General features: G+C 46.0%; 6 protein-coding genes, 2 tRNA genes and 3 rRNA genes. 8 read left to right on the top strand and 3 right to left on the bottom strand.

Annotated features, from left to right (window positions below):
• The first annotated feature begins 2 nt into the window (after positions 1-2).
• From pcp to LROSL1_RS12355, 8 genes are all read left to right on the top strand, one after another.
• Positions 3-650, top strand: coding sequence for a pyroglutamyl-peptidase I (gene pcp / locus LROSL1_RS12390; RefSeq protein ID WP_178914783.1), 648 nt, complete (start codon positions 3-5; stop codon positions 648-650).
• Between the two features lie 143 nt (positions 651-793).
• Complete coding sequence (lepB, locus tag LROSL1_RS12385; RefSeq protein WP_017262583.1) at positions 794-1,396, top strand: signal peptidase I; 603 nt, start codon at positions 794-796, stop codon at positions 1,394-1,396.
• 501 nt (positions 1,397-1,897) lie between these two features.
• Positions 1,898-3,471, top strand: a 16S ribosomal RNA gene (locus tag LROSL1_RS12380).
• Between the two features lie 88 nt (positions 3,472-3,559).
• Positions 3,560-3,633: transfer RNA gene (locus LROSL1_RS12375), tRNA-Lys, on the top strand.
• 156 nt (positions 3,634-3,789) lie between these two features.
• A 23S ribosomal RNA gene (locus LROSL1_RS12370) occupies positions 3,790-6,709 on the top strand.
• A gap of 64 nt (positions 6,710-6,773) precedes the next feature.
• Positions 6,774-6,890 (top strand): 5S ribosomal RNA (gene rrf, locus LROSL1_RS12365).
• The 16S, 23S and 5S rRNA genes sit together here with 2 tRNA genes alongside, the layout of an rRNA operon.
• A 152-nt stretch (positions 6,891-7,042) precedes the next feature.
• Positions 7,043-7,115: transfer RNA gene (locus LROSL1_RS12360), tRNA-Thr, on the top strand.
• Between the two features lie 177 nt (positions 7,116-7,292).
• Positions 7,293-8,471 carry an NAD(P)/FAD-dependent oxidoreductase gene (locus LROSL1_RS12355; RefSeq protein WP_178914782.1) on the top strand — a complete coding sequence of 393 codons (1,179 nt, stop codon included), beginning with the start codon at positions 7,293-7,295 and terminating at the stop codon, positions 8,469-8,471.
• Between the two features lie 59 nt (positions 8,472-8,530).
• On the opposite strand, the gene LROSL1_RS12350 is transcribed toward LROSL1_RS12355, so the two are convergent.
• From LROSL1_RS12350 to LROSL1_RS12340, 3 genes are all read right to left on the bottom strand, one after another.
• Positions 8,531-10,090 carry a bifunctional metallophosphatase/5'-nucleotidase gene (locus LROSL1_RS12350; protein ID WP_178914781.1) on the bottom strand — a complete coding sequence of 520 codons (1,560 nt, stop codon included), beginning with the start codon at positions 10,088-10,090 and terminating at the stop codon, positions 8,531-8,533.
• A gap of 11 nt (positions 10,091-10,101) precedes the next feature.
• Positions 10,102-11,349, bottom strand: a complete 1,248-nt coding sequence (locus tag LROSL1_RS12345; protein ID WP_178914780.1) for an MBL fold metallo-hydrolase — start codon at positions 11,347-11,349, stop codon at positions 10,102-10,104.
• A 139-nt stretch (positions 11,350-11,488) separates the two neighbouring features.
• Positions 11,489-12,760, bottom strand: a complete 1,272-nt coding sequence (locus LROSL1_RS12340; protein WP_178914779.1) for an ABC transporter substrate-binding protein — start codon at positions 12,758-12,760, stop codon at positions 11,489-11,491.
• Positions 12,761-12,799 lie beyond the last annotated feature (39 nt).

Genomic DNA, 12,799 nt, shown 5'->3' with positions numbered 1-12,799 from the left:
GTGTGAAAATTTTAGTGACAGGCTTTGATCCGTTTGGCACGGATAAAATCAATCCAGCGATTGAAGCAGTGAAGCAATTGCCAGCACAAATTGCGGGCGCCGATATTGTGAAGCTAGAAATTCCAACGGTGTTTGATCGTTGTGCAACAGTTGTTCGGAACGCCATCGAGCATGAACACCCAGATTATGTTTTAAATATTGGGCAGGCTGGTGGTCGGTTCGCTATCACACCGGAGCGAGTTGCCATTAATTTTGACGATGGCCGAATTGCGGACAATGATGGTTTTCAACCGATCAACCGAACGATTCAAAGTGATGGTGCGACGGCTTACTTTACTCAGCTGCCAGTTAAGGCAATGGCACGCGCCATTCGCAAGGTCGGTGTGCCAAGTACAGTATCGACAACGGCAGGGACGTACGTTTGCAATCACATCATGTATCAGGTGCAGTACATGCGGGACAAGTATTTTTCCGCATTGAAGGCGGGATTCATGCACATTCCGTTTTTGCCCGAGCAGGTTGTGAGCCGTCCAAATGTGCCTTCGTTGTCATTGGCGGATGATGTGCGTGGCATTACGGTCGCAATTGAGGCAATGGTTGCTTACGATGGTAAACCGGATATTGAGAGTGTTGAGGGAACGATTGCGTAAAATTTTTGTGCACGTTGACTAGGAATAAAAAAATTGTCCTGTCCAGTTAAGTTTGAGATTAAGAATTGTATTGTGCCGCAAGTGGACTAAAATAAATTTCTAGAGAGTTAAACGAAAACTATCAAACGGTTGGTACAGGATTGATGAAAACTTTAAAGAGCATTGTAAGTGTTATTACGGCGTTGTTGATTGGGGTAATTGTGGCGTTCGTGATTAAGGCGACATTATTTCAGTTCGCATATGTCGCAGGTCCATCGATGCAACCTAATTTAGAGGATCGTGAGCGGGTGGCAATGTTCAACCGAGCTCCGATTCGTCATAACTCTGTGATTATTTTTGATGCGCAAGGTGAGGATCCTAACGCCACCTCACACATTGACTATGTCAAACGGGTGATTGGCATGCCGGGTGACACGGTTGAAAGTAAGAATGGTGTCCTGTACGTTAACAATCGTAAAATCAATCAGAGCTACATTGGTGCAACCGAACGTAACCAAGGGACTGGCAACTGGACCTTGTCGTCGCTGGCCGAGCAGCATGATTGGCAGGTAAAGTCGTCAACAGTTCCGAAGGGGATGTACTTTGTACTGGGTGATCATCGTTCTGTTTCTAATGACAGTCGTTACTGGGGTTTTGTACAGCAGAAAAAGGTTGCTGGTGTGGTTAAAGTCCCATTTTGGACGAGTACTGCTAGCAAACGATTTAATATAAATCAGGCTTACAAAACGTGGACGGCAGACAAGTGAATTTACTTAGTAGTGTTCCCAATAGCCTCAGTTTTTAAAAAGTATTCACCATGCGAAACCATCGGTTTGGCATGGTGAATACTTTTTTAGTCTCTTAGTCGCCTCTGTATGTCGAGGATATTGAATTAATCTGAATGAAACTTGATCGCACATATAATGAAAGAAGTTGTCCGTTTGAATTCAAGCAAGATTTTTTTGAACAAAACGCTTGACCGATGTTCGACTTGTTGATATATTATTACTTGCTGCTACGAGAGGTCGTCAAGTTGCTAAACGGATTTCAAAAAAATGTTTAATTTCTTGCTTGACCGATTAGAAACAGCATGTTATACTAATTAAGTTGTCGCATGACAGCGATGTAGATCTTTGAAAACTGAACAACGTTTCGACGAATCAAATGTGTAGGGTCTTTGAACGAAAGTTCGAAGCAATTACAATTGTGAAGTCAATTCACTTTATAACCAAGTAACAACAAAACAAGAGCTATTTCAAATAACTCATTAATTTGAGAGTTTGATCCTGGCTCAGGATGAACGCTGGCGGCGTGCCTAATACATGCAAGTCGAACGCACTTCGGTTTTTGATTGACGGTGCTTGCACCAGATTGACGAGACATTGAAGTGAGTGGCGAACGGGTGAGTAACACGTGGGTAACCTGCCCTAAAGTGGGGGATAACATTTGGAAACAGATGCTAATACCGCATAACAACGAAAACCACATGGTTTTCGCTTGAAAGATGGTTTCGGCTATCACTTTAGGATGGACCCGCGGTGCATTAGCTAGTTGGTAAGGTAACGGCTTACCAAGGCAATGATGCATAGCCGAGCTGAGAGGCTGATCGGCCACATTGGGACTGAGACACGGCCCAGACTCCTACGGGAGGCAGCAGTAGGGAATCTTCCACAATGGGCGCAAGCCTGATGGAGCAACGCCGCGTGAGTGAAGAAGGGTTTCGGCTCGTAAAACTCTGTTGTTAAAGAAGAACGTATCTGAGAGTAACTGTTCAGATAGTGACGGTATTTAACCAGAAAGCCACGGCTAACTACGTGCCAGCAGCCGCGGTAATACGTAGGTGGCAAGCGTTATCCGGATTTATTGGGCGTAAAGGGAGTGCAGGCGGTTATTTAAGTCTGATGTGAAAGCCTTCGGCTTAACCGGAGAAGGGCATCGGAAACTGGATAACTTGAGTGCAGAAGAGGGTAGTGGAACTCCATGTGTAGCGGTGGAATGCGTAGATATATGGAAGAACACCAGTGGCGAAGGCGGCTACCTAGTCTGTAACTGACGCTGAGGCTCGAAAGCATGGGTAGCAAACAGGATTAGATACCCTGGTAGTCCATGCCGTAAACGATGAATACTAGGTGTTAGGGGGTTTCCGCCCCTTAGTGCCGCAGCTAACGCAATAAGTATTCCGCCTGGGGAGTACGACCGCAAGGTTGAAACTCAAAGGAATTGACGGGGACCCGCACAAGCGGTGGAGCATGTGGTTTAATTCGAAGCTACGCGAAGAACCTTACCAGGGCTTGACATCTTCTGCTAATCCGAGAGATCGGACGTTCCCTTCGGGGACAGAAAGACAGGTGGTGCATGGTTGTCGTCAGCTCGTGTCGTGAGATGTTGGGTTAAGTCCCGCAACGAGCGCAACCCTTATGATTAGTTGCCAGCATTAAGTTGGGCACTCTAATGAGACTGCCGGTGACAAACCGGAGGAAGGTGGGGACGACGTCAAATCATCATGCCCCTTATGTCCTGGGCTACACACGTGCTACAATGGATGGTACAACGAGCAGCGAAGTCGCGAGGCCAAGCAAATCTCTTAAAGCCATTCTCAGTTCGGACTGTAGGCTGCAACTCGCCTACACGAAGTCGGAATCGCTAGTAATCGCGGATCAGCATGCCGCGGTGAATACGTTCCCGGGTCTTGTACACACCGCCCGTCACACCATGAGAGTTTGTAACACCCAAAGTCGGTGGGGTAACCTTCGGGAGCCAACCGCCTAAGGTGGGACAGATGATTAGGGTGAAGTCGTAACAAGGTAGCCGTAGGAGAACCTGCGGCTGGATCACCTCCTTTCTAAGGAAACAAATCGGAACCTTACACATTAGTGGAAACGTTGTTCAGTTTTGAGGGGTTTACCTCACACCATGTCAGACGATGACATGGGGGATTAGCTCAGATGGGAGAGCGGCATCTGCTTGCAGATGAATGACAGTGGTTCAAGCCCATTATCCTCCAATCGGTCACGCAAGTGACCAACCTGAAACGTTGTACATTGAAAACTGAATCATGATTCTTTTTATTATTTAAACCGAGAACACCGCGTTTTTGAGTTTTTTAACAAGTTAAATTGTTTATCGCTAAACTCATAACCGCAGTTCGTATGAACTGTTAGGTTAAGTTATAGAGGGCGCACGGTGGATGCCTTGGCACTAGGAGCCGATGAAGGACGGGACTAACACCGATATGCTTCGGGGAGCTGTAAGTAAGCTTTGATCCGGAGATTTCCGAATGGGGAAACCCAATCAGTTTAACCGCTGATTATCACTAGGGGAATACATACTCTAGTTGAAGGTAGACGTTGTGAACTGAAACATCTAAGTAGCAACAGGAGCAGAAAGAAAAATCGATTCCCTAAGTAGCGGCGAGCGAACGGGGAACAGCCCAAACCAAGCTGCTTGCAGTTTGGGGTTGTAGGACTGAACATTTGAGTTACCAAAGACCTTGATAGTCGAAGACGTTGGGAAACGTCGCCATAGGGTGTGAGAGCCACGTAGACGAAATCAAAGTCCCTCAGTTCAGGATCCTGAGTACGGCGGAGCACGTGAAATTCCGTCGGAATTTGCGGGGACCATCCCGTAAGGCTAAATACTCCCTAGTGACCGATAGTGGACCAGTACCGTGAGGGAAAGGTGAAAAGCACCCCGGAAGGGGAGTGAAATAGTTCCTGAAACCGTGTGCCTACAAGTAGTTAGAGCCCGTTAATGGGTGATAGCGTGCCTTTTGTAGAATGAACCGGCGAGTTACGTTAACATGCAAGGTTAAGGTGGAAAGACCGGAGCCGTAGCGAAAGCGAGTCTGAAATGGGCGACTAAGTATGTTGAAGTAAACCCGAAACCAGGTGACCTACCCATGTGCAGGCTGAAAGTGCGGTAATACGCACCGGAGGGCCGAACCCGTGTCTGTTGAAAAAGGCTGGGATGACGTGTGGGTAGCGGTGAAATTCCAAACGAACTTGGAGATAGCTGGTTCTCTCCGAAATAGCTTTAGGGCTAGCCTCGGATGAATCATCATGGAGGTAGAGCACTGTTTGAACTAGGGGCCCGTCATGGGTTACTGAATTCAGATAAACTCCGAATGCCATTGATGTGTTATCCGGGAGTCAGACGATGAGTGATAAGATCCACCGTCGAAAGGGGAACAGCCCAGATCACCAGTTAAGGTCCCTAAATATATGCTAAGTGGAAAAGGATGTGGAGTTGCACAGACAACTAGGATGTTGGCTCAGAAGCAGCCACCATTTAAAGAGTGCGTAATAGCTCACTAGTCGAGTGATTCTGCGCCGAAAATGTACCGGGGCTAAGCATATTACCGAAACTGTGGGTGCCACGTAAGTGGCGCGATAGGAGAGCGTTCTATGGGCGGTGAAGCCAGATCGTAAGGACTGGTGGAGCGCATAGAAGTGAGAATGCCGGTATGAGTAGCGAAAGATCAGTGAGAATCTGATCCACCGAATGACTAAGGTTTCCTGGGGAAGGCTCGTCCACCCAGGGTTAGTCGGGACCTAAGGCGAGGCCGAAAGGCGTAGTCGATGGAAAACAGGTTGAGATTCCTGTACTAGTTAAACTTGTTTGAACAATGGAGGGACGCAGAAGGCTAAACGATCCGGACGATTGGAAATGTCCGGTCAAGCAGTGAGGTGTGAGATGAGTTAAATGCTTGTTTCTTTAACATTGAGCTGTGACAAGGACCGAAATTTAAGTAGGGAAGTCGTTGATGTCACGCTGCCGAGAAAAGCTTCTAGTTAGAGTTTAATTACCCGTACCGCAGACCGACACAGGTAGTCGAGGAGAGTATCCTCAGGTGAGCGAGTGAACTCTCGTTAAGGAACTCGGCAAAATGACCCCGTAACTTCGGAATAAGGGGTGCTGCACGCAAGTGTAGCCGCAGTGAAAAGGCCCAGGCGACTGTTTATCAAAAACACAGGTTTCTGCAAAATCGTAAGATGACGTATAGGGGCTGACGCCTGCCCAGTGCTGGAAGGTTAAAAGGATGGGTTAGCGTAAGCGAAGCTCAGAATTGAAGCCCCAGTGAACGGCGGCCGTAACTATAACGGTCCTAAGGTAGCGAAATTCCTTGTCGGGTAAGTTCCGACCCGCATGAAAGGCGTAACGATCTGGGCACTGTCTCAACGAGAGACTCGGTGAAATTATATTACCCGTGAAGATGCGGGTTACCCGCGACAGGACGGAAAGACCCCATGGAGCTTTACTGTAGCTTGATATTGGGTGTCTGTATAACTTGTACAGGATAGGTAGGAGCCGTAGAGCTCGGGACGCTAGTCTCGAAGGAGGCAACCGTGGGATACTACCCTTGTTATACGGCCACTCTAACCCGCGCCACTTAGCGTGGCGGGAGACAGTGTCAGGTAGGCAGTTTGACTGGGGCGGTCGCCTCCTAAAAGGTAACGGAGGCGCCCAAAGGTTCCCTCAAAATGGTTGGAAATCATTTGTAGAGTGTAAAGGCACAAGGGAGCTTGACTGTGAGACAGACAGGTCGAGCAGGGACGAAAGTCGGGCTTAGTGATCCGGTGGTACCGTATGGAAGGGCCATCGCTCAACGGATAAAAGCTACCCTGGGGATAACAGGCTCATCTCCCCCAAGAGTCCACATCGACGGGGAGGTTTGGCACCTCGATGTCGGCTCATCGCATCCTGGGGCTGTAGTCGGTCCCAAGGGTTGGGCTGTTCGCCCATTAAAGCGGTACGCGAGCTGGGTTCAGAACGTCGTGAGACAGTTCGGTCCCTATCCGTCGCGGGCGCAGGAAATTTGAGAGGAGCTGTCCTTAGTACGAGAGGACCGGGATGGACATACCGCTGGTGTACCAGTTGTGCCGCCAGGCGCATCGCTGGGTAGCTATGTATGGATGAGATAAACGCTGAAAGCATCTAAGTGTGAAACTCGCCTCGAGATGAGATTTCCCATTCCTATATGGAAGTAAGACCCCTCAGAGATGATGAGGTAGATAGGCTAGAAGTGGAAGTGTGGCGACACATGGAGCGGACTAGTACTAATCGGTCGAGGACTTAACCACGAAGTGGTGGTCCGGTTAAAGAAAAGAAGATCATGATTCAGTTTTGAGTGGATAACGCTCAGAGTGTGGTGATGATGGCACGAAGGATACACCCGTTCCCATGCCGAACACGGAAGTTAAGCTTCGTCGCGCCAAGAGTAGTTGGGGGATCGCTCCCTGCGAGGGTAGGTCGTCGCCATGCGACTAAAACGTCAATCTGATGATTGGCGTTTTTTTGTGTCGTGAACGGTGCCTCATTAAGGCGCGGTGCCTTTCAGTAATAAATGATAGTCATGCGTTGATTAAGCCTTGAAGCTAGTGAAAAAGTCCGTTATACTAACAGATGTGCTATTTGCCGGATTAGCTCAGTTGGTAGAGCATCGGTATCGTAAACCGAGGGTCAGGTGTTCAAGTCACCTATCCGGCATCTTTTAATTGAAGCTTTCAGCGTAAAACGTCTCTTTCTTTGAGGCGTTTTTTATTTTTCAAGTTTATCGATTAACTACATTGTGCAAAACAGAAATGGCGAGCGTAAATTAGGACAATTAAATGCTATTGCTTTTATAATAGTCTTGAGAAGTAAAAACACAGGGAGGTCACATTTATGACAGAGATTGTGGTATTAGGCGCTGGATATGCTGGATTAAGAACAGTCCGCGAATTAAGTGGCACATCAAACGTGCACATAACATTAGTAGATCGAAATTCATATCACTATGAAGCCACTGCCTTACATACTGTGGCAATTGGCACAAACGAAGCAGAGCACATCACCTTTGATATACAGAAAGCTATTCCTAAGGATGTGACATTCAAGCAGGACAATGTAACACGAATCGACACCCAGAATAAAACGGTTACGTTAGAAAAAGAAGCCACTCCATTACAGTACGACTATTTAGTTGTTGCACTTGGATTTGAGTCAGAGGACTTTGGCATTAAGGGAGCGGCGACATACGGATTACCACTTCAAGATATTGAGAGTGCCCAAGCGATTAGAAAACACCTCGAAGAGCGTTTGGCAGCATACAATGACTCACACGATGAACGTGACCTACACATTATCGTGTGTGGTGCTGGATTCACGAGTATCGAACTGCTGGGAGAATTAGTTTACCGCATGCCGTCACTAGTTGAACAGTATCACTTGCCAGCAGATAAAATTCAAATTACCTGTCTTGAAGCAATGCCAAAAATCTTACCAATGTTCGATCAGAAGTTGGTTGATTTTGCCGTACAATTTCTAGCGGATCATGGCGCAATAATTCATACTTCTACACCAATTGACGAAGTGACGGATCACAGCGTCATCAGTGGAGATAACGTTTACGAAGCCAATACCATTATTTGGACTACGGGGGTTCGCGGTAGCCATGTTATCAGTGATTCACACTTTGACCAGAAACGAAACAGAGTGGCAGTGACAAGCCAGCTGACAATGAAAGATCATCCTGAGGTGTTTATTATTGGTGATAGTAGTGCGGTTCCTGATCCAGCAAGTGGACGCTTCTATCCAACTACGGGGCAAATTTCTATTGCGCAAGCTACTCATACTGCTCAGAATATTAAGGCATCGATTGACGGGACCCCATTATCTGACTTTACTTACAAATCTTTGGGAACAGTTTGTTCACTGGGACCAACGACTGGTATTGCAGAGATAGGTGATTCAGGTCGGATTAAATTGAAGGGTCGTAAAGTTGCTCTTGTCAAAAAGATGGTTAATGATCGTTCAATTATGGAAGAAAGTGGTTTTGCTAACATGATGCGAAATCTAAGTTAAAGATAGCTAGAAAAAAACTCTCTCACCGTTAGTTTTCGGTGGGAGAGTTTTTAAGTTGCTCACAAAACTTTTGTATTCGCTACTACTCGATAAGTGCTAGTGGGCACTACAGAGACGATTTGACGCTTGGAAAAATAACGAGCAATTAGTTCGGCCATGTCAATTGGCACAGTTTTAATTATTTTATCAGCAGAGAACATATGAAACTCTCCACCGCCAATTGCACGATATTGATTGAGAACAATGTGTAAACGGTCTGTTTTCTTGACTGATTCACCATGGTAGCTCAGTTCAGTAATACGATCATCAAGTGGCCGGGTTACGTCAATCGTGTAATTTATGCCGGCAAATAGATCGTAATTGTAGTGCTGGACTTTTGGATCAGTGTAATCTTTGCTGACATTAACTTGTTGACCGTCCCACTGCCAATAATGTGCACATTGCTCTATAGCTGCACGTAAATCCGCACCGGTAATTTCTAAAACAGCCAAGGTGTTTGGATACGGATAGCTGATCTCAATATCACGCATTGTCACATCACGGCCTAACCCTGCTACCTCATTGGTGAATAGCGCGGTGCTGGAAAGGTCGGTTCCAGCGGCTTCCATCTGAACCTGGTTAATGAAGTCGAGGTAAGGGTGGCCATGTAATCTTGCCATCATCGGGTTGTTAATGTGAGCATCTTTTTTTAAACGGCCAACAATCGTGTCTAACCATTCTTCCGTCGCTATTTCGCTCTTCGCCAGTGGTTCATTAATTTGTGTCCGTGGCTGTATTGCAGCAGTTTTAATTAGCGAAGCTTCACTATGAGTTATGGCGTGATCGCTCAGGGTGAGCTCAATTTGACCAACGTAAGCGCCACGATATCCTGGTTGTGTTGTTGGCACACCATTAACGTGAGTCGCAATGGCACGGTGTTGATGTCCCGTAACAAGAGCGTCGATGCCAGGAACTTCAGAAAGCGCTGAAGCTTCGTTTTCGCCAGTTTCTAGTTCAGTTGGTCGATTTGTTTCCAAATCGCGTTCAAAGCCGCCGTGATAGGCCACAATGACAATATCGGCTAATTGCTGAAGCTTAGGCACGTAATTTTTTGCTGTTTGTAATGCGGAAACAAAGGATAAACCGCGCACGTGATCTAGTGGTTCCCAGTGGCTAATGTAAGAGGTTGTAAGCCCTAAAATGGCCACTCGAAGCCCATTATGAGTGAAGATTTTGTAGGGATTACCGAAATAGGGCTGCCCCTGCTCATCCAAAATGTTTGCACACAAGATCGGGTAGTTGCGTTTTGAAAGCACATGTTCCATATATTCTCGACCGTAATTAAATTCATGGTTGCCCAAGATACCGACATCGTAATTAACGTTATTGGCAACTTTGCTAAGTAAGGGTGCGGATGGCTGATCGAAATGATTTAGGTAGTAGGTTAGTGGTGAACCTTGAATAAAATCGCCGTTTTCAATGGTTAACACCATATCTTCTGGTTCTGACTGACTTTTTACCAAATCAATGACTGCCGCAGCTCGTGCTAGACCGAATGGAGATTGTTGATTGGCGTTTCGAAAATCTGTTGGGTAAAAATAGCCGTGAATGTCACTAGTAGATAAAATCGTTAATTTCATGGAGAACCCCTTTAAAACGAGTAAGTTTCGTCATAGTTTGGTAAAAAAAGGTGGGTATCTAATTCTGACATGGCAGCGACGGCCGCTTCTGGATGAAATGAATGCCAAATACCTGTAGTTTGCGCATTAACGTTTTTAGCAATGGCGATGAGTGCATTCTGGGTAGCATGGCCCGAACTGCCCAAGTACTGATATTCGGCGTGATGTTGCGCGAGAAATTCCTGTAGTTTCCTGTAACGAGGATCGTAATCACCTAGTGGTTCACCATTACTGTGCAAATAGAGGAATCTTGGCCAACGAGACAATACTTGTAAATTAGCGTAACTATTCTGTAGACAAAAGCGGTCTGGCTCATGCTGAATGGTGGACATGGAAACAGGGATTAAGGTTGCAAAGTCCTGTTTGTTAAGTCGGTCTGTTTCTTGAACGTGAATCAATGCTTCAGGATAAAAGCTGCTTAATAAGCGAGCGTATGGCAATTCCCAAACGACAGGACGATTGTACGCATTTGCTGTTTGATTAAAGCGTAATAAGCGCTCAAGGTTTCGTGGATACGGATTGATGACAAGGAGACGCTCATCATTTTGAATTAGCTGTCCAAAAGTATGTTGAACGTCATCTTCACTGACGGGATCGGAGAATTCCAAATTCTGCTTTGGCTCAAAACTAAAGCTAGTGCCTTCGAGCATAAAGAGGTCCAGATGAGCTGAGCGAAAAGCATTTATCCAGTGATGGACACGTTCGACATGAGGACCATGGAGACGGACATCGCCAGAGTGACCAAAGGTGTGGTGGCCGTCACTAACTAGCAGGGCAGCAGCTCCGAAAGCGTCATGGTCGCTAGCAAAGCCCGTTACAGAGAGGTCACCAATCTGAATGGGGCGTTCATATTCAAATGCGTGAAGATTGATTCCGAGAGTCATTGCCAGACCAGAGCCAGCTAGGTTTTGATACAGTCGATACGATTCATGAGAGATATAAACAGGAATGTTACTACGCAGGTAGGCTAATGCTGCGGTGTGATCCAAATGCAGATGACTGATAAAGATGGCTTCATGCTGATAGACGTGTTTCTGATTATTCTGAAACAGCTCACTAAGTGCAGGTAAACTGTGTTGTGCAGTCAACGTTTCGGCATCTGTTTCTTCGCTATTTTCAGTCATACCGAAGTCCATAATGACACGGGACGTTTCGGTGGCAATTTCCATGATGTTGCCGCCAATGGTGGATAAACCGTTTAAAAATCGAACAGTAGTCATAGATTAGCCTCTTAATATAAACGCAGATATTGGCATATGTGGGGGAAAGTAGTGTTCTATGTAACAGGATGACGTTCTGACACAAACGCCGTCCTGTTTGGGATAAAAGTAGTACTTAATGTAATAATGTTTGGAAAAATTAGTTTGCTGAAGTAATTTGTTTTGCTTGCTTAGCAAGTTTTGTTAATGCGTCTTTTGCGGATGTGTTCTTAGTGAGCATGCTGTTAAATGCGTCACCTTTGTCGTTGTAGTATTCACCGAAACCAGCAAAGGCAGGTTGGGCGAATGCTTTTGGTAATGAGTCCACAGCTGCTTTATTTTCAGGGTGTTGTTTTAAAAAGCTTTGGTAATCTGCGGAGTTAGTTGCCGATTTTGATAATGGCACATAACCAGTTAATTTAGCCCATTTAGTAGCCGTTTTTGCTTTAAGCAGATACTTCATGAAGTCGTAAGCGCCACGTTTTTGCTTGGTGTTTGCACCTTTAAATAGAACTAGGTCGTTACCTGCAACTTCCGTGCCACTCTTACCTTCATATGAGGGTACAGGCACAGTCGTCCAGTTCAACGTCTTAGGTGCTTGCAACTTTGTTTGGGTTAAACCAGCGGAAGAACCAATGTAGAAAGCTGATTTTCCATTAACGAAGTTTTTAGTCCAATAATTATCTGAGCCAGCTGATTTAGCCGTGCCATCCTTAACCATGTCTAGAACAAAATTGGCGGCTGCAATGGACTTTTTGTTGGCTACCTGAACTTTGCCGGTACTGGAGACAGGTGTGACACCAACTGCATGCGCCATACCTTCCCATTCCATATCAAAACTCTTGTCGAATCCGTAAGCATAAATACCATCTTTCTTCAGTTTGGTGCCGTCTTGTTTCAATTGATCCCAAGTCTTAGGAATGCTCAGATGATATTTCTTCAGGATATCTTTGTTTACATACATAATGCGTGTTGACTTCGAAAACGGTGTTGAGTAGTAAGTTTTACCAATCTTTGATCCAGATAGGAAAGCTGGGTAGATGTCGTTTTTCGCCTTTGACGACATGCCTTTATACATTGGGTTTAAATTATCGATAAAGCCATGGTGCTGATAATCAGGTAGGTTTGTATAGGTTGTCATGCCCAAAACGGGCAGGCTGTGCGACTTGGCTGCGGCCATGACCTTTTGGTTCATTTGGGTGTAGTCACCTTGCGAGGTGGCGACAACTTGGTACTTAGTCTGCGACTGATTGTAGTCGTTAACGATTGTGTTGAGATTCTTTTGATAAGGGCCAGTTAAACCGCTCCAAAAAGTAATCTTTGTTCGGTTTGTCGAAGTATCGGCGGCATGTGCAGGTCGCAGCGCCGTTAATGTAATACCGGCTGCAGCAGCTAGCGTTGCCAGCAGCATCAAACCTTTATGGGTCTTCATGATCTTTTTCATCCTTTCTCAAACAGAAGTGACATTCCC

The sequence above is a fragment of the Furfurilactobacillus rossiae genome (assembly GCF_013394005.1).
Lineage (GTDB): Bacteria > Bacillota > Bacilli > Lactobacillales > Lactobacillaceae > Furfurilactobacillus > Furfurilactobacillus rossiae.
This window is presented reverse-complemented; position numbering and strand designations above follow the sequence as displayed.